Annotated in this window: 10 protein-coding genes; 6 read left to right on the forward strand and 4 right to left on the reverse strand. The window is 75.5% G+C overall.

Going from position 1 to position 18,785, the window contains the following annotated elements; translation table 11 throughout:
* Window positions 1-5 precede the first annotated feature (5 nt).
* From ACZ6S8_RS01080 to fxsT, 5 genes are all read left to right on the forward strand, one after another.
* A complete protein-coding gene (locus ACZ6S8_RS01080; protein WP_469451294.1) occupies window positions 6-3,791 on the forward strand; it encodes an SAV_2336 N-terminal domain-related protein in 3,786 nt (1,261 codons plus the stop codon).
* A 175-nt stretch (window positions 3,792-3,966) separates the two neighbouring features.
* Window positions 3,967-4,158: an FxSxx-COOH cyclophane-containing RiPP peptide gene (fxsA, locus tag ACZ6S8_RS01085; protein ID WP_386522568.1), complete on the forward strand. Its 192-nt coding sequence runs from the start codon at window positions 3,967-3,969 to the stop codon at window positions 4,156-4,158.
* 159 nt (window positions 4,159-4,317) lie between these two features.
* Window positions 4,318-5,727 (forward strand): FxsB family cyclophane-forming radical SAM/SPASM peptide maturase, encoded by a 1,410-nt coding sequence (locus ACZ6S8_RS01090; protein WP_469451296.1) that lies wholly within the window; start codon window positions 4,318-4,320, stop codon window positions 5,725-5,727.
* Window positions 5,724-7,151, forward strand: a complete 1,428-nt coding sequence (locus tag ACZ6S8_RS01095) for an HEXXH motif domain-containing protein (RefSeq protein ID WP_469451297.1) — start codon at window positions 5,724-5,726, stop codon at window positions 7,149-7,151. Before ACZ6S8_RS01090 ends, ACZ6S8_RS01095 begins: the two co-directional genes overlap by 4 nt.
* 64 nt (window positions 7,152-7,215) lie before the next feature.
* Complete coding sequence (gene fxsT, locus ACZ6S8_RS01100; protein ID WP_469451299.1) at window positions 7,216-10,323, forward strand: FxSxx-COOH system tetratricopeptide repeat protein; 3,108 nt, start codon at window positions 7,216-7,218, stop codon at window positions 10,321-10,323.
* 70 nt (window positions 10,324-10,393) lie between these two features.
* Here fxsT and ACZ6S8_RS01105 read toward each other — a convergent pair whose 3' ends face one another.
* The 4 genes from ACZ6S8_RS01105 to ACZ6S8_RS01120 form a co-directional block, all read right to left on the reverse strand.
* Entirely contained in the window at window positions 10,394-14,287 is a 3,894-nt protein-coding gene (locus ACZ6S8_RS01105; protein ID WP_469451301.1) for a multifunctional oxoglutarate decarboxylase/oxoglutarate dehydrogenase thiamine pyrophosphate-binding subunit/dihydrolipoyllysine-residue succinyltransferase subunit, read from the reverse strand.
* A gap of 259 nt (window positions 14,288-14,546) precedes the next feature.
* Window positions 14,547-15,599, reverse strand: a complete 1,053-nt coding sequence (locus tag ACZ6S8_RS01110; RefSeq protein ID WP_469451869.1) for a HAMP domain-containing sensor histidine kinase — start codon at window positions 15,597-15,599, stop codon at window positions 14,547-14,549.
* A gap of 65 nt (window positions 15,600-15,664) precedes the next feature.
* Window positions 15,665-16,405, reverse strand: a complete 741-nt coding sequence (locus tag ACZ6S8_RS01115) for a response regulator transcription factor (RefSeq protein WP_469451303.1) — start codon at window positions 16,403-16,405, stop codon at window positions 15,665-15,667.
* A gap of 221 nt (window positions 16,406-16,626) precedes the next feature.
* Window positions 16,627-17,211 carry a hypothetical protein gene (locus ACZ6S8_RS01120; protein WP_469451304.1) on the reverse strand — a complete coding sequence of 195 codons (585 nt, stop codon included), beginning with the start codon at window positions 17,209-17,211 and terminating at the stop codon, window positions 16,627-16,629.
* A gap of 37 nt (window positions 17,212-17,248) precedes the next feature.
* Here ACZ6S8_RS01120 and ACZ6S8_RS01125 point away from each other — a divergent pair, with 37 nt between their 5' ends.
* Window positions 17,249-18,772, forward strand: a complete 1,524-nt coding sequence (locus ACZ6S8_RS01125) for a glycosyltransferase family 39 protein (RefSeq protein ID WP_469451306.1) — start codon at window positions 17,249-17,251, stop codon at window positions 18,770-18,772.
* Window positions 18,773-18,785: the final 13 nt, after the last annotated feature.

Below are 18,785 nucleotides of genomic sequence, written 5' to 3' on the forward strand. Positions count from 1 at the left end.
GGGCCGTGTTCCCCGCCGAGCCGGCCGCCGAACCACCTGCCGGGCGCACCGCCGGGCCCGTCGCGGAGCCCGCCGCCTGGCCGTCCGCCGAGCCGGGTGCCGGGCACCCCGCCGAGCCCGGCATCCGGGTGCTGGCGGGGCTGTTGCGCGCCGCCGGGCTCGATCCGTCCGCCGGGGAACTGGCCGACGCGCTCTGGCTCGCCGGCCGGACCCGCGCGGCCGCCGGAGCGCCGCCCATCGGGGAACCGCCGGGCCCGGGACCGGCCGCCGGCCCCGTGCGCGGCGATGCCGCTCCCGGTGCGGAGGACGGGCCGGGCGGGCCGGCGCCGGGCGAGGGGGAGCCCGTACCGCAGGAGGCGGAGCCCGAGGACCCGGTCACGCTGTACGCGCCCGCCGTGCGCGGGGCCGCCGGAGCGGAACCGGAGGAGGCCTCCCCGGCCGGGGAGGCGGTGCCCGTACGGGTCCCCGGGGCGGCGGCGCTGCCCCGGATCCTGGACGTACAGCGGGCCCTGCGCGCCCTCCAGCGGCACCGGCCGACCGGGCCGCCCGGCCGGATGGTGCTCGACGAGCCCGCCACCGCCGAGGCCGGAGCGCGGGCCCTCGGGCTGATCGTGCCGGTGCTCCGGCCGGAGCACCGGCACGAGGCGACCGTACGGCTGGTGATGGACGCGTCGCCGTCGATGGCCGTGTGGCAGGACATGTTCGAGGAACTGCGGACGGTGTGCGAACGGCTCGGCGCCTTCCGGGACGTACAGGTGCACCACCTGCACCGGCTGCCGGACGGCACGCCCGCCCTCGGGCGCGACCCCGTGCCCGGCACCGGCATGCGCTCGGGCGACCAGCTGCGCGACCCGACCGGACGGGCCCTGACCATGGTGGTCTCCGACTGCACCGGGCCGCTGTGGCGGGAGGGTTCGGCGCAGCGGCTGCTGCACCGGTGGGCCGAGTGCACCCCGTGCGTGGTCGTGCAGCCGCTGCCCCAGCGGCTGTGGGGACGCAGCTGGCTGCCGACCGAGCGGGGCACCCTCGCCCGGGCCGGGGGAGCGGGCCGGAAGCTGGTGTTCCGGCCGGACCGGCCCCCGCTGCCGGGGCGGCCCACCGGAGGCCTGACCGTGCCGGTGCTGCCCCCGGGCGCCACGGCGCTCGGGGCGTGGGCCCGGCTGGTCGCCGGGCTGGGCACCGGGCCGGTACCGGCCGAGGTCGGCCGGGTGCTGGCCGACCACCGGGCCGCGGCGGCGCCGCCGCCGAGGGCGGTGCGGCCCCCGCGCGAGCTGGTGGGGCGCTTCCGCTCGTCGGCCGCACCGCGGGCCGTGCAACTGGCGGTGTACCTGTCGGCCGCGCCGCTGACCCTGCCCGTCATGCGGCTGGTGCAGCGCACCATGCTGCCCGACTCGGAGCCGTCCGACCTGGCGGAGGTGCTGCTGAGCGGACTGCTGCGGCGCAGCGGACCGCCGCCGGTGCAGTGGTACGAGTTCGTACCGGGGGTGCAGGACGTATTACTGGGGCCGCTGGGGCGGGACGAGGCCGCGCTGGTGCTCAAGCACTGCTCGGAGTACGTCCTCGCGCACTTCGGCCGGGGCGTACGGAACTTCCCCGCGCTCGCCGTCTCCCAGCTGACGGGGGCTCCGCCGCCGGTACCCGGTCCGGGGACCCGGGAGGCCGCCGGCCGGGTGCCCGCGGGGCGGCTCCCGCAGGCCTTCGCGCAGGTCTCGGCGAAGGTCGTACGGCGCTACCTGCCGGGGCCGCCGGGCACGGGCAGCCCGGGCAGCCCCGGCAGCCCGGTTGACGGGGTCCCGGTCCCTGCGGCGCCGGGGCGCGCCCGGGCGGTGCGGGCCGCGCGGGACCGGCTCGCGGACGGGGGCGGTGAGGCACGGGCGCTGTACGAGGCGGTGGCGGTGCTCCGGCGGGCCGTGGCGGTCCCGGAGGGGCCCGGAGACCCCCCGGAGGAGGCGGAGACCGAGCTGGCGGGGGCGCTGCTGAGGCTCTGGGCGGACCAGCGGGACCCCGGATTCCTCGCCGAGGCGGAGCGGGCCGTGACCGGGCTGCGGACGGCCCCGGCGCGGGCGGTGCTGGGCCGGGTGCTGTACGAGCGGGCCCTGGCGGGCGCGCGGCCCGACGCGGAGCTGCTGGCCGCGGCGGAACGGGAGTGGGCGGCGGCGGGAGCGGTTCCGGGCGCCGACCGGCGCCTGCGCCTCGACTGCGCCGTCCGGCGGGCGGAGGCCCTGATCCGGCTGAGCGCGGTGCGCGACGACCCGGCGCCCCTGTGGGAGGCCCGCGCCGCCCTGGAACCCCTCACGGGCCCGCCGCCGCCCCTGGCGGCGGACCTGACGCCGGGCCGGGCCCCGGGCGGGCCGCCGGACCCGGCTCCGGCTGTGGGGCCGCGCGGGGGCGGGGGTCCCGCGGCGGGCGGTGGCCTCCCTGGCCGGGGCTTCGGCGGCGGGGGCGAGGATCCGGCCGCCGGCTCCCCGGACGGGAGTTCCGGCGACGGCGGCGCCCCGGGCCCGGCTCCGCGCTCGGCGGGCATGGCGGATCACGGCGGCCCGGAAACCGGCGGCCCGGATCACGGCGGCCCGGAAACCGGCGGCCCGGATCACGGCGGCCCGGAAACCGGGGACCCCGAAACCGGTGGCCCGGACCGGGACTCCGGTGGTGGATCCGGCGGATCCGGCGGTGCCGCGGAGCAGGAGGCCGGGTCCGGCGACGGCGCCGCGGCGGCGGGGGTGGACCGGCATCCGGCGCTGCAACTGGCCCTGGGGCGCGTCCTGCTGGCGCTCCTGCCCCGGACGCCGGACGCCGCCGAGCGCGGCGCCCTGGCCGCGGAGGCGGCCGCCCGGCTGGCCTCGGCCCTGCCCGCCCCGCCGCGCGGCGGGCAGCCGCGGAGCCCGCGGACCGCCGGGGTGCGGGTGGAGCTGGCCGGGGCGCTGCGCCACCTGCCCGCGCGGCTGGAGCAGGCCGCCGCCCAGCTCGGCGCCGCCCTCGCCGAGGCCGGCGGGGACGCCGAACTGCGGGTGGCGGCCCTGGTGTGCCTGGGCCGCGTCCACCGGGCCCGGTACGCCCGGGACGCCGACCCGGTGGCCCTGGAGGACGCGGCCCAGGCGTACGGCCGCGCCCGCCGGCTCGTCCCCCGGGACGCCGAGGCCTTCGCGGAGCTGCTGCCCGAGTGGGGCGACGTCCTCCTGGACCGGGCGCGGGCGGCCGACGGACGGCGGTTCACCGGCACCGCCGTACGCGTGCTGCGCGAGAGCCGGGCGGCGGTCGCGCAGTCCGACCCGGGGTCGGCGCACCGGCTGGTGCGGCTGGCCACCGGGCTGCGGCTGCGGCACGCGTACGAGGGGGACCCGGTGGACCTGCGGGAGGCGGAGTACCTGCTGGAGCTGGCGGTGCGGCACAGCCGCGGCCCGCTGGAGCAGGCCCGCGCTTGGCGGGACCACGGCGACGTGCAGCAGGAGATCCACGGCCACACGCACGCCGCCGAACGCCTCGACCGGGCCGCGGACTCCTACCGGCGGGCCTGGCGGGCCGCCCTGGAGGCCGACCGCGAGGAGCGCGCGGACGCCGCCGTGCGGCTGGCGGCCCGGGTGCAGGAGCTGCGCGGGGCGGTACTGGAGCGCCTGGCGCGGCCCCGGGCGGCCCTGGACGCGTACCGGGCCGCCCTGGACCTCTGGCAGCGCCTCGCGGACACCGACACCGCCACCGCCGACGGCCCGGACGCCGACGGGCCCGACGCCGGCGACACCATCCGGCCGGAGGCGGTCCGCGCCCGGATCCGCGCCCTGGAGGCCGGCCCCTGACGGGACGGCCCGGGCGCGGGAACCGGGGCACCGGGGGCGCCGGAACCGGCCCGGACCGCACCGGCCGCGGGGCGGCGCCGCCGTGCGACCCGGGGGCGCCCGTTTCCGCGTACCGGGGGAGGGGAAAGGGCAGTGGACCGCCGTACGTACCAGGCAACAGGGGGAAACCCGGCCCATGGTGACTCAACATCAGGACGCTCCCGCGGCCCGCGCGTGCCCCGGCCGGCTCCCGGACCTCTCGGGGCTCGACCTGGCCGCGCTGCGGGGCATCGACCACCCGGTGCTCGCCGCGGTCATCGAGGGCATGGTGGAGCGCGTCACCCACCCGGCCGAGGTCCTCAACGCCTTCGACTCCGGGGTCGTGTGACCGCTCGCGCCGCGCACGCCGTCCCGCACCGCCGCCCCGCCGGGCGTCGCAGAGGCACCGTCACCATCCGCCAGAGTGAACGCGGTTGACCACTTTCCGCCGTTAGCCGGGGCCCTGCGGAGGGCAGGGATGGACCGTGCGCAGCGGGAGGTACAGGCGATGAGTCACACGATCACGAGCGACGGCCTGCCGCCCCCGCACCGGAACCAAGCCCTCCAGGCACTCCAGGCCCTCCACGGGCGTCACGCCCGCCACGCACCCTGGCCCTACGCCCGCCTCGACGTCCCCGCCCTGCGCGCCGCGGGCCACCGCCCGCACCCGATCCGCCAGTTCGTGCTCAAGACCCGCAGCCGCTGCAACCTCGCCTGCACCTACTGCTACGTCTACGAGATGGCCGACCAGGGCTGGCGCGGCCAGCCCGCCGTCATGGCCCCGGCCACCGCGGCCCGCGCCGCCGAGCGGATCGCCGAGCACGCCGCCGCCCACGGCCTGACCCACGTCGACCTCGTCCTGCACGGCGGCGAACCGCTGCTCACCTCGCCCGCCCGGCTGGCCGAACCGGTCGACGCCGTACGGGCCGCCGTGGCCCGCAGCTCCCCGTGCACCCGGGTCACCGCCACCGTCCAGACCAACGGCACCCTCCTCACCCGCGGCCGGCTCGCCGCCCTGGCCGCCGCGGGCATCCGGGTCGGCGTCAGCCTCGACGGGGGCCTGCCCGCCCACAACGCCCGGCGCGTGGACCGCGGGGGCCGGCCCGGCTTCGCCGCGGCGACCCGCGGACTGCGGCTGCTGTCCCGGCACCCGGACAGCTACGCGGGGGTGCTCTGCGTGGTCGACCTCGGCCAGGACCCCGTGGAGACGTACGAGTCGCTGCTCGGCTACGCCCCGCCCTCCCTCGGCCTGCTCCTGCCGCTCGCCCACCACAGCTCCCCGCCGCCGGGCCGGAGCCCCGGCCGCACCCCGTACGCCGACTGGCTGATCGCCGTCTTCGAGCGCTGGTGGCACGACGGGGCGCGGAGGACCCGGGTCAGGATCTTCGAGGAGATCATCGCGCTCCTCCTCGGCCTGCCCGCCGCCACCGAGACCCTCGGGCTCGCACCCGCCACCACCGCCGTCATCGAGACCGACGGCTCCATCGAACAGGCCGACTCGCTGAAATCCGCCTACGAGGGCGCCGCCGCCACCGGGATGACCCTCGCCGCGCACAGTTTCGACCAGCTCCTCGACCATCCCGGGCTCGCCGCCCGCCAGCTCGGACGGGAGGCCCTGGCCGCCGGATGCCGTTCCTGCGAGCTGGTCGAGGTGTGCGGCGGCGGGCACTACCCGCACCGCTACCTGGCGGGGGAGGGCTTCCGGCAGCCGTCCGTGTACTGCGCCGACCTCAAGGTCCTGATCCGGCACGTCGCGGCCGCCCTGGACGCGGCCACCGCGCGTCCGGCCCCGGACGCGGCCGGCCCCCGTCCGGCCGCGGCTCCCGCCGTCCCCGCGCGTCCCGGCCCGTTCCCCGCGCCGGCCGACCGTCCCGCGCCGCCGGCCTCCGGCGCCCCCCGGCAGGCGGCCGCGTCGTGAACGAGTCCCGCGACCCGGGCGAGCCCGTACGACCCGGCCACGGCAGCGCGCCCGGCGAGCCCCGGCACCCCCGCGACCCCGCCGGCCGCCGCGACCCCGCCGATCCCCGCGACCCCGCCGGCCGCCGCGACGTCTTCGGCCCGCGCGACGCCCTCGACGGCCCCGTCCCGCGGACGCCCTTCGCCGCCTTCGAGGTTCCGTCCCCGACCCTGCGCGCGCTCGCCTCGACCGAGCCCTCGGCGGAGGGCACCCGCCTGATCCGCGACATCCGCCGCTCCAAGCGGCTCGTCCTGCTGCGCGCGGTCCTCGACGCCGCTCCCGGCGGGCGGGCCGGGGAGGCCGCGGACCACTGGGCCCTGCTGGAGGAGGCCGAGCGCAAGGACCCCGGCGCCGTGCGCGACGTCGTGCACTACCCGGCCACCGGCGTGTGGGCCGAGGAGACCCTGCGCCGCCTGCACGACCCGTACGGTCCCGCCGCCGACCTCGGCCACCTCGGCGCCCTCGCCGCCGCGGCGGCCCTGCGCGCCGGGGTCTCCTTCGCGACCACCCTGCGGCCGGTGCACGGCCGGCTCGTCCTGCCCACCCTCGGCCTGCTGCGTCCGCCCCGGCCCGGCCCGCTCACCCTCACCGAGGGCTCCTGGGACCCCGCGGACCCCGCCACCCTGCCCCTGCACACCCTGCCCGGCGGCGGCACCGCCCTCGACGACCTCGACCCCTACCGGGCGCCCGGCCCCGAACACCCGGCCCCCGTGCGGGCCGCCCGGCGGCTCACCCCCAAGGGGCACAAGCGCTGGGACACCCAGTGGTCCGGCGCCCTCACGCTGCTCCAGCGGTACGACACCCTCCGCGCGGGGGAGACCGTCCAGCTGCTGCGCTCCGTCGTGCCGCTGGCCGGCGGCTCCCGCTCCAGCGGCGCCACCCTCCCCGCGGCCGCGGGATCCGTACTGGCGCGGGCGCAGGCCCCGCCCGCGCTGGCCGCCACCCTGGTCCACGAGGTGCAGCACGGGAAGCTCACCGCCCTGGCCGACGTACTGACCCTGCACACCGCCGACCGCACGCCCCGTCACTGGGCCCCCTGGCGGGCCGACCCCAGGCCCCTGGAGGGGCTCCTGCACGGGGCGTACGCCCACCTGGCCCTGGCCGGCTACTGGCAGCGCGCCGCGCTCTACGGTGCCCGCGGGGCCTGGGCCCAGCACGCCCGCGTCCGGGCGCAGGTGGCGGCCGTCCTGCCCGTCCTCCGCGCCCATCCGCAACTGACGCCCGTGGGGCAGGAGTTCACCGAGGCGATGGACGACGCCGAGCGGGCCATGGACGAGCTGCCGCCGCCCGGGGACCAGCACGCCACCGCCCGCCGGGCCGTCGACCACGAGCGCCGCGCCTGGTGCGCGGAACACCCCGAACTCGCGCCGTTCGCACGAGGCTGACGGATCGTCCGCTGCGGTACCTTTTCAACCCCGTCCACTGCCCGGATTCCAGGGAGACGGCCGTATGACCACCGGTAGTCGGCAGGATCGCGACGCGGCAGCGCAGCAGCAGCAACACCCGCACCAGAATCCCCACCAGAGCCAGAGCCAGAGCCAGAGCCAGAGCCAGAGCCAGAACCCGAGCCAGCACGCGCACGCGCTTCCGGGCCAGCCGCAGCGTTTCGTCATCAGCTTCGCGGGCTTCAACCGCCCCTGGGCCGTGTGGATCGCCCACCGCCTGGAGGAGCACGGCCACCGCGTCGCCCTCCAGCGCTGGGACCCGCAGAACAGTCCCGGCCTCGCCCCCGCGCTCGACGACCTCGCCCGCTCCGGCAGCCGCGTCCTCCTCGTCCTCAGCGAACGCTACTTCTCCGCCGGCACCCACGCCGACGAGGAGTGGAACACCGCCCTGCGCGCCGTCACCGACCGCCACCCCGACCGGTTCGCCGCCGTCTGCCTCACCGACGCCCCGCTGCCCAGCGCCGTCGCCGTCCTGGAGAAGACCGACCTGTGGGGCCTCGACGCGTACGAGGCCGAGTACCGCGTGCTGCGCCGCCTGGAGCTGCCCACCGACCGCATCGGCACCGAGACCGGCCGCCGCGGCCCCCGCTTCCCCAACGACCCGCCCGAGATCTGGGGCCGGATCCCGCGCCGCAATCCGCGCTTCACCGGCCGCAACGACGTCATCGGCACCCTGCGTTCCGCCCTCGTCGAGGCCCCGCCCGGCGCCTCGACCGTCACCCTGCTCGGACTGTCCGGCGTCGGCAAGACGCAGGTCGCCACCGAGTACGCCTACCGCTTCGCCTCCGAGTACGACGTCGTCTGGTGGGTCCCCGCCGAGGACCGGCCCACCCTGCGCGAGCGGCTCGCCGACCTGGCCCCGGCCCTCGGGCTGCCGCGCGGCGCCGGCAGCTACGGCGAGCAGATCCGGGCCGTCCTCGAAGCCCTGCGCCGCGGCACCCCGTACCACCGCTGGCTGCTGGTCTTCGACGGCTGCGACAACCCCGACGACCTCACCGACCTGCTGCCCTCCGGCGCGGGCGACGTCATCATCACCTCCCGCAACCGGGAGTGGGCGACCCGGCACACCAGCCTCGTCGAGGTCCCGCTCTACGCCCGGCCCGAGTCCGTCACCTTCATCAGGCGCCGGGCCCTGCGGCTGACCGCGCAGGAGGCCGACCAGCTCGCCGAGGCCCTGGAGGACTACCCCCTCGCCCTGGACCAGACCGCCGGCTGGCTCGCCGACTCCCCGCTGACCGTCGGCGACTACCTGGACCTGCTCCAGCGCCGGCTGGACTCCCGCGAGGCCGTCCTCGTCTCCGACGACTACCCGGTGCCCTTCCCGACCGCCCTGGCGATACTCCTCAACAACGTCCGGGAGAACTTCCCCGACGCCCTCGCCCTGCTCCGGCTGTTCGTGTTCTTCGCCCCCGGCCCGGTACCGCTGCGGCTGCTGCGCGAGTTCCCCGTCGAGAACGTCCCCGAACAGCTCGCCGGTCTCATCAACGACCAGATCCGCTGGAACGCCGCCCTCAACAAGCTCGTCCAGTTCTCCGTCGTCCGCCTGGAGTACTCCGACCTGCCCGTGGAGGACGGCGGCGGAGGCCTGGAGACCGTACAGCTGCACCGCATGGTCCACGGCATCGTCCGCGCCAACCTGTCCGAGGACGAGGCCGAACCCCTCGCCCGCGCCGTCCGCCAGGTCCTCGCCGCCGCCGACCCGGGCCGCCCCTCCGACTCCCGGCTCTGGCCCCGCTACGCCGAACTCGTCCCGCACCTGTCCACCTCCGGCGTCCTCACCAGCAGCAACCCGCGCATCCAGAACTTCCTGCTGCACTGCCTGCGCTACCTGCTCCTCGCCGGCGAGTACCGCACCTGCCTGCGACTGTCGGAGGAGACCGACCAGGCCTGGCGGGCCCTGCTCGGCGAGGACCACCCCAAGGTCCGCGAGCTCAGCTACCAGTACGGCGGAGCCCTGCGCAACCTCGGCCTGTTCCGCCGCGCGGAGACCCTCACCAGGGCCGTCTCCGACCGGCTCACCGAGGAGCGGGGCGAACGCGACCTGGAGACCCTGCGCGCCGTCAGCGCGTACGGGGGCGTCCTGCTGTGCATCGCCAAGTTCGAACCGGCCCGGGTGATCTTCGAGCACTGCCTCGCCACCTACCGCGAGCTGCTCGGCGAGGACGACTCCACGACCCTCGGCGCCCAGAACAACCTGGCCGCCACCTACCGGCTGCTGGGCCGCTACCAGGACGCGTACGACCTCGACCTGGACACCCTGCGCCGCCGCGAGCGGATCCTGCGGCCCCAGCACATCTCCACGCTGTCCTCCGGGATCGCCTGCGCGATGGGCCTGCGCCTGATGGGCCGCTACCGGGAGGCCCAGACCCGGCAGGAACAGGGGGTCAAGCTCAACACCCAGGTCCTCGGCCTCGGCCACCCGCAGACCCTGCGCGCCGAACACAACCTCGGCATGTGCCTGCGCCGCTCCGGCGACATCACCGGCGCCGGGCTGCGGCTGCGGACGGTGTGGGAACGGGCGACGCGCGTCTTCGGCGTGGACTACCCGTGGACCCTGATGGTGGCCTCCGACTACGCCACCTACCTGCGGGAGTACGGGGACATCGGCGAAGCCCGCCGGATCTCCGAGGACGTGGTCCGCGGCTACCAGACGCAGCTCGGCCTCGCCCACCCGTACAGCATCGGCACGGTCGGCAACCTCGGGCTCGTGCTCCGCGCCCAGGGCGAGCGCGCCGAGGCCCTGAACCTCGCCGAGCAGGCCCTCGCCGGCATGCGGGGGGCGCTCGGCGACCGCCACCCCTGGACCCTGGGCTGCGCCCTCAACGCCACCGGGCACCGCAACATCACCGGCCGCCTGGAGGACGCGCTCGACCTCAGCCGGGAGACCCTGCGGACGGCCGAACGGGTCCTGGGCCCCGACCACCCCATGACGCTGAGCGCCCAGATCGCCCTGGCGGCGGACCTGCGGTCGGTACGGGAGGACGTCGAGGCCGGCAAGCACGAGGAGGCGGGGATCCGGTCGCTGACCCGCGTGCTCGGGCCGCAGCACGTCCACACGGTCTCGGCGAAGCAACAGACCCGCCCCTACTGGGACTTCGAACCCCAGCCGTAGCCCCGGAAAGGGGGAAGGCCCGGCCCCCTTCCGGGGACCGGGCCTTCCGTACCGCCGAGCCGCGCAGTGGCTAGGCCTCGAAGACCTCGTTCAGCAGCAGCTGCTGCTCCGCCTGGTGCCGCTTGGCCGAGCCCACCGCCGGGGACGAGCCGTGCGGGCGCGAGATGCGCCGCAGGCGCTCGCCCGCCGGGACCTCCGCGCCGACCGCCAGGTCGAGGTGGTCGATCAGGTTCAGCGCGATGAACGGCCACGCACCCTGGTTCGCCGGCTCCTCCTGCGCCCAGATGTACTTCGCCGCGTTCGGGAACTTGGCGATCTCCGCCTGGAGTTCCGCACCCGCCAGCGGGTACAGCCGCTCGATGCGGATGATCGCCGTGTCCGTGATGCCGCGCTTCTCCCGCTCGGCCTCCAGGTCGTAGTAGACCTTGCCGGCGCAGAAGACGACCTTGCGCACCGCGTTCGGGTCCACGGTGGCGTCACCGATGACCGGACGGAACGAACCGGTCGTGAACTCCTCCGCCTTCGACGCCGCCGCCTTCAGGCGCAGCATCGACTTCGGGGTGAAGACGATGAGCGGCTTGTGGTGCGGGTTGTGGACCTGCCAGCGCAGCAGGTGGAAGTAGTTCGACGGCAGGGTCGGCATCGCGACCGTCATGTTGTCCTGCGCGCACATCTGGAGGAAGCGCTCGGGACGCGCGGACGAGTGGTCCGGGCCCTGGCCCTCGTAGCCGTGCGGCAGCAGCAGCGTGACGCCGGACGTCTGGCCCCACTTCTGCTCGGCCGAGGAGATGAACTCGTCGACGACGGTCTGCGCGCCGTTGACGAAGTCACCGAACTGGGCCTCCCAGAGGACCAGCGCCTCGGGGCGGGCCAGCGAGTAGCCGTACTCGAAGCCCATGGCCGCGTACTCGGAGAGCAGCGAGTCGTAGACGTTGTAGCGCGCCTGGTCGTCCGCCAGGTACTGCAGCGGGGTGTAGTCCTCGCCGGTCTCCCGGTCGATCAGGACCGCGTGGCGCTGGCCGAACGTGCCGCGGCGGGAGTCCTGGCCGGACAGCCGGACCGGAGTGCCCTCCATCAGCAGCGAACCGAAGGCCAGGGTCTCGCCCATGCCCCAGTCGATGGTCCCCTCGTCGATCATCGACGCGCGGCGCTGCAGCTGCGGCAGCAGACGCGGGTGCACGGTGACGTGCTCGGGGATGTTGACCTGCGACTCGGCGATCCGCTTGACCGCCTCCTGCGAGATCGCGGTGTTCACGACGACCGGGAACTGCGGCTGCGCCACCGGGGCCGGCACGCTGGCGGCGGGCTGCGTGGCGGCCTCGCGGACCTCCGCGAAGACCTTCTCCAGCTGGCCCTGGAAGTCCTGGAGCGCCTGCTCGGCCTCTTCCAGGGTGATGTCCCCGCGACCGATGAGGGACTCGGTGTACAGCTTGCGCACCGAGCGCTTCTTGTCGATCAGGTCGTACATCAGCGGCTGCGTGAACGCCGGGTTGTCGGACTCGTTGTGCCCGCGGCGGCGGTAGCAGATGAGGTCGATGACCACGTCCTTGTTGAACGCCTGACGGAACTCGAAGGCGAGCCGCGCGATGCGGACCACGGCCTCCGGGTCGTCGCCGTTCACGTGGAAGATCGGCGCCTCGATCATGCGGGCCACGTCGGTCGCGTACATCGAGGAACGCGAGGACTCCGGGGCGGCGGTGAAGCCGACCTGGTTGTTGATGACCACGTGCACGGTGCCGCCGGTGCGGTAGCCGCGCAGCTGCGACATGTTCAGCGTCTCGGCGACCACACCCTGGCCGGCGAAGGCCGCGTCGCCGTGCAGGGCGACGGGCAGGACCGTGAAGTCCGTGCCGCCCTTGTTGATGATGTCCTGCTTGGCGCGGACCACGCCCTCCAGGACCGGGTCCACCGCCTCCAGGTGCGAGGGGTTCGCGACGAGCGAGACCTTGATCTGCTCGCCGTCCAGGCCGGTGAACGTGCCGTTCGCGCCCAGGTGGTACTTCACGTCGCCGGAGCCGTGCATGGACTTCGGGTCGAGGTTGCCCTCGAACTCGCGGAAGATCTGCGCGTACGACTTGCCGACGATGTTCGCCAGGACGTTCAGGCGGCCGCGGTGGGCCATGCCGATCGCGACCTCTTCGAGGCGGGCCTCGGCGGCCGAGTCGATGACGGCGTCGAGCAGCGGGATGACGGACTCGCCGCCCTCCAGGGAGAACCGCTTCTGGCCGACGTACTTCGTCTGCAGGAAGGTCTCGAAGGCCTCCGCGGCGTTCAGCCGGCGCAGGATGCGCAGCTGCTCCTCGCGCTCCGGCTTGGTGTGCGGACGCTCGATGCGGTCCTGGATCCAGCGGCGCTGCTTCGGGTCCTGGATGTGCATGAACTCGACGCCGGTGGTGCGGCAGTACGAGTCGCGCAGGACGCCGAGGATGTCGCGGAGCTTCATCATCGACTTGCCGGAGAAGCCGCCGACCGCGAACTCGCGCTCCAGGTCCCACAGGGTGAGGCCGTGCTCGGTGATGTCGAGGTCGGGGTGCTTGCGCTGCTTGTACTCCAGCGGGTCGGTGTCGGCCATGACGTGGCCGCGGACCCGGTAGGAGTGGATCAGCTCGAAGACGCGGGCGGCCTTCGTGACGTCGTCGTCGTGCGAGGCGTCGATGTCGCGGAGCCAGCGGACCGGCTCGTACGGGATGCGCAGCGCCTCGAAGACGTCGTCGTAGAAGCCGTTCTCGCCGAGCAGCAGGTTCGCGACGATCCGCAGGAACTCGCCGGAGGCCGCGCCCTGGATGACCCGGTGGTCGTAGGTCGAGGTCAGGGTCATGACCTTGGAGATGCCCAGCTTGTTCAGGGTGTCCTGCGAGGTGCCCTGGAACTCGGCGGGGTAGTCCATGGAACCGACGCCCATGATGACCGACTGTCCGGGCATCAGGCGGGGCACGGAGTGCACGGTGCCCAGGCCGCCGGGGTTGGTCAGCGAGACGGTGACGCCGGTGAAGTCGTCCATCGTCAGCTTGCCGACGCGGGCGCGGCGGACGATGTCCTCGTACGCCTGCCAGAACTCGAAGAAGTTGAGCGTCTCGGCCTTCTTGATGCCGGCGACGACGAGCTGGCGGTCGCCGTTCGGCTTCACCAGGTCGATCGCCAGGCCGAAGTTGATGTGCTCCGGCTTGACCAGGGTCGGCTTGCCGTCCTTCTCCGTGAAGGAGTAGTTCATCGTCGGCATGGCCTTGATGGCCTGCACCATCGCGTAGCCGATGAGGTGGGTGAAGGAGATCTTCCCGCCCCGGGCGCGCTTCAGGTGGTTGTTGATGACGATGCGGTTGTCGAAGAGCAGCTTCACCGGGACGGCGCGGACGGACGTGGCCGTCGGCACCTCCAGCGAGGCGTTCATGTTCTTGACGACGGCAGCGGACGGGCCGCGGAGCGTCACCAGCTCGGGGCCCGCGGGGGCCTCGGTGGCGGGCGCGGCCTTGGGGGCTGCGGCGGAGGGGGCGGGCGCGGCCGGAGCCGGTGCCGGGGAGGAGGGCGCGGCCGGTGCGGCGGCCGGGGCCTGGGAGGTGACAGTCACAGCAGGGGCACCAGAGGGGGTGGCAGGAGCAGGGGCAGGGGCCGGCACGGCCGCGGGCGCGGAGGCTGAGGTCGGCGCGGCGGCGGCGGGCGCCGCCCCCGTGGCGGCGTCGGCGGTCTGCGGGGCCGCGGCGACGGCGGGGGCGGCCTGTGCGGAGGCGCCGTCCGTCGTCGGGGAAGTCTTCGGCTCTTCGGCCTTCACGGGCGCGACGGCGCCCCCGGGCTTGTAGTCCGCGAAGAAGTCCCACCAGGCCCGGTCGACCGAGTTCGGGTCCTGGAGGTACTGCTGATAGATCTCGTCGACGAGCCACTCATTGGCTCCGAAGCTCGTGGCAGGGGTCTTCCCGCCCTCTGCTGCTTCGGTCGTGGTGCTCGAGTTACTGGGGGACTGTGGCGACACGGCGGCAACCGCCCTCTTCCGCTTCACAAGGTATGGACAGCGGGAATAAAGGCTACGCCTCCTGGGGGGCGACATGCAGACCGGGCGGGACATCCGTCACGTAGGTCACATCGAACGGCGGGTTTCGCCGCCCTGAATGGCGGGAAACAAGCGTGGTTCGGGTAGGGGGCACCCAGGTTGCGGCCCCCATGGCTTCGCACCCCTGACGGACCCCGGCTGGATGTGGCCGAGATCATGTCCTTCCCACTCGAACCCTACGTCAACACGGCGCTTGCGAGCTGCCCGGAAGCGTGACGAGGATGCGGCACCCCCGTGACGATTCGGCCACTCCGATGCGCCCGCCGTGCAGCTCCACGGCCCACCGGGCGATCGCCAGCCCCAGTCCGGTCCCGCCGTCGCCGCCCCGGGCGCTGCCCCGGTTGAACCGCTCGAAGACCCGGTGGCGCTCCGCCTCCGGGATGCCCGGGCCCTCGTCCCGCACCTCCAGGGCCAGGCTCCCGGGCGCGTCACCGGCCCGGGCGCGGACGGTGACCCGGCCGTGGGCGGGGCTGTGCTTGACCGCGTTGTCGATCAGGTTCGCCACCACCTGGTGCAGCCGCTCGGCGTCCGCGTACGCCGCCAGCTCGGACGGGAAGACGTCCAGGTGCAGGTGCACGTCGTTGCGGGTGTGCCCGCCGGAGCCGGAGGACAGCCCCGGCCGGCCGGCCGCCGCCAGCCCGGACTCCTTCAGCACCCCCGAGAGGTACGGCCACACCTCGAAGCGCCGGGCCCGCAGCGGGACCACCCCGTTGTCCACCCGGGAGAGGTCCAGCAGGGTCTCCACCAGCCGGCCCAGGCGCTCGGTCTGCTTCAGCGCGGTCCGCATGGTCTCGGGGTCGGCGGCCGACACCCCGTCCACCACGTTCTCCAGCACCGCCCGCAGCGCCGCGATGGGCGTGCGCAGCTCGTGGGAGACGTTGGCGACGAGCTCCTTGCGGTGGCGGTCCACGGCCTCCAGGTCGTCGGCCATCAGGTTGATCGTGGAGGCCAGGTCGCCCAGCTCGTCGCGGCGGCCCGCCTCGCGCACCCGGCGCGTGTAGTCGCCGCGGGAGATCGCCCGGGCCACCGTCGTCATGTCGTCGAGCGGCGCCGTCAGGCTGTGCGCGACGAACTGGGTGATCAGCATCGAGGCGATCACCGAGAAGACCGTGATGAACCGCAGTTCGGTGTCGGTGCGCAGCGCGACCATCAGCAGGCCCGTGGTGATGAAGACCGAGACCACCACGAGGGTGCCCAGCTTGGTCTTGATCGAGAAGGGCGAGAAGGGCCGCAGCCCCCCGGCGGGCCGCGGCTTCGGCCGGGGCCGCGGTCGCTGCCGCGGCCTCGTGGGCGGGGCGCTCACGCCTGCGCCGGGGTCTCCAGGGCGTACCCGACGCCGTGGACCGTACGGATGCGCTCCGCGCCGATCTTGCGGCGCAGGGCCTTGATGTGGCTGTCGACCGTACGGGTCCCGGACGCGTCGGCCCAGTCCCAGACCTCCGCCAGCAGCTGCTCCCGCGAGAGCACCGCGCGCGGGGTCCCGGCCAGGCACACCAGCAGGTCGAACTCGGTCGGCGTCAGGTGGACGTCCTCGGCCTGCACCCGGACCCGGCGCTGCGCGTGGTCGATCTCCAGGTCGCCCAGGCGCAGGGTGGCCCCGCGCGGGGCGTGCGCGGCGAGCGTGGCGCGTTCCACGCGGCGCAGCAGGACGTGGACGCGCGCGGCGAGCTCGCGCATCGAGAACGGCTTGGTCATGTAGTCGTCCGCACCGACCCCGAGCCCGACCAGCAGGTCGGTCTCGTCGTCCCGGGCGGTGAGCATCAGCACCGGCACCGGCCGCTGGGCCTGGACCCGGCGGCAGACCTCCAGCCCGTCGAATCCGGGCAGCATGATGTCCAGCACCAGCAGCTCGGGCAGCCAGCTCTCGGCCGCGGCCACGGCGGCCGGACCGTCCGCGGCCGTCTGCACCTGGAAGCCCTCGGCCCGCAGCCGGGCCGCGATGGCCTCCGCGATGGTGCGGTCGTCCTCGACGACGAGTACGCGGCGCTGGGCGCCGGGTGTCGCCGATGCGCCGTTGTGGCTGGTGTGCGTCTGTTCCATGTCCCGGTCCCGCCCCGTGAAGATCTGCGTGGTGGGGTGCAGCGTAGAGGAGCCACCGGCCTGCGGCTATGCGGGGTTCGGACAGGGCATTTGTACGGAAAGCGCTGGTCGGAGAGGGAATGTGCCGGGTGGGGAGGCCCCCGCCAGACCGGCCCGCGGACGGTCGCGTTCCGCTCCGGCGGGGGGCCGCCGGGGCTCCCGGGGAGAACCGGGGGAACGCCCTATGGCGCCTCCTCCGCGGTGAACGGGGGCAGCGCGTCCAGCACTTTGGCGAGGGCCGGGGGCTCGGCCCCCTGCTCGGCGGCCACCTCGTGGCCGTCGTGCACGACGGCGTGGGTGAACCCGTCGTAGACCGTGGTCGCGTTCTTCGAGAACCGCGGCAGCCGCGCGAAATCCGCCTCCCGCAGCGCGGCGGACAGGGCGGCGAGCCGGTCCGGTGCCAGCCGGCCGGAGCCGTCGGGGTCGGCCGCGCCGTCCAGCCGGGTCCAGGACCCGTCGCCCTTGACGATCAGCGTGTGGGTCCGGCCGGCGAAACCGCCGGACCGCGTGGCCCGTACGAGGGTCTCCCCGGCGGGGACGCTGCGGCCGGGGACCGGCGCGGGACTCGGGCTCGCGGCCGGATCCGGCGTGGCCCCCGGGGGCGCGCCGGTGGCCGGGACGGGGGAGGCGGAAGCGGTGGCGGCCGGGGAACCGGGCCCGCCGGAGGGGGAGTCGGGCGCCGCCGGGGCGGAGGGGCCGCACCCGGCCAGGAGCGCCGCGCCCAGCAGTGCGGCGGCCGTCACCGGCACCGTTCGTCGTGCTCGCACGCCCCACCTCCGCGGGTACTCGGGCCGAACCCCGAGTATGGAGTCCCCGCACCCGATCCGACAGCTCCCGGAGGCCGCCATCCGCCGCATCGCGCCCTGGCGCGTCGTGCCCGCGCTGACCGCCCTGCTCCTCGGCCTCTGGGGCCTGGAGCGCGGCGGCAGCCTGTGGCGCGACGAGTCCGTCACCTGGCAGGTGGCCCACCGGCCGCTGGGCGGGCTCTGGGAGCTGCTGGGTCAGGTGGACGCCGTGCACGGGCTGTACTACCTGATCCTTCACGGGGTCTTCCAGGTCTGGGACGGCGGCCTGTGGGCCCTGCGGCTGCCCTCCGTCGCCGCCACCGCCCTCGCGGCCGCCGGGGTGGCCGCGATCGCCCGCCGGCTCGCGGGGGAGCGGGCCGCGCTGATCGCCGGGGTCGGGTACGCCGTGCTCCCGCCGGTGCAGATGTACGCGCAGGAGGGGCGCTCGTACGCCCTGGTCGCCGCCGCCGTGGTGTGGGCGACGTACCTGATGCTGCGCGAGCGGTGGACGGCCTACGCGGCGGTGCTGCTGCTGGGCTGCTGGCTGCACGAGTTCGCCGTCCTGGCCCTGCCCGCCCACGCCGTCACCGCCTGGCGCTCGCGCGGCTGGCGGCTCGCGGCCGGGGCCGTCGCGGTCCTGCTGCTGCCGCTGGCCCTGGTCAGCGCGCGGCAGGCCGGGCAGCAGCTCGGCTGGCTGGGGCGGCCGGCCTGGCAGGACTGGACGGCGTACGGGGTGCTCGCGGTCGCGGTGCTGCTGCTGGGTCGTCCCTTTCGGATCTTGTCGGCAAGATCCGAAAGGGACGGCCCGGCCCGGGGCGCCGCGGAGCGGGACCTCGTACGGGTGGCCGTGCCGCTGGCGCTGCTGCCGCCCGGGGTGCTGATGGCGGTGTCGCTGGTGGACCCCTGGTACGTGGACCGGTACGTGCTCTACTCCCTGGCCGGACTCGCCCTGCTGGCCGGGGCCCGGCTGGCGGAGGTCCGGCTGTCGGACGTCCGGCCGGGGGCGGCCCGGACGGGGGCGGCCCGGACGGGGGTCCTGCGGGGCCGGTGGACGGCCCGGCGGGGGTGGCCCCGCCCGGTGGTGGCCCTGCTCGCCGCGCTCCTGGTGCCGTGCGCGCTCTGGTCGGTGTGGCTGCGGACCCCCGAGAGCCGCAAGGACGACGCCCTCGCCGTGGCCGCCGCCGTCCGCGAGGCGGCCCGGCCGGGCGACGCGGTGGTGTTCCTCCCGTCGCGGCGGCGCGAGTGGCTGCTCTCCTCGCCGCGGACGTACGCCGCGCTGCGCGACGTGGCCCTGGACCGCTCCCCGGCGGCCTCGCGCAGCCTCCAGGGCACCGAACTGCCCTCGGCGGAGCTGCGCGCGGCGCTCATCGCGTCGCCCCGGGTGATCGCGCTGCTGGACCCGGCCGACGAGCCGCTGGACCCGTACCCGCGGGAGGCGGTGAAGCGGCAGACGCTGGCCGCCTGGTTCGACCTGTGCTCGGTCACCGCGGTGCGGGGCGCCCGCGTCGCGGTGTACGCGGCCCCGGGCACCTGCGCGCCCTGACGGCGCGGGGCGG

It is taken from the genome of Streptomyces sp. NPDC048461, assembly GCF_055587105.1.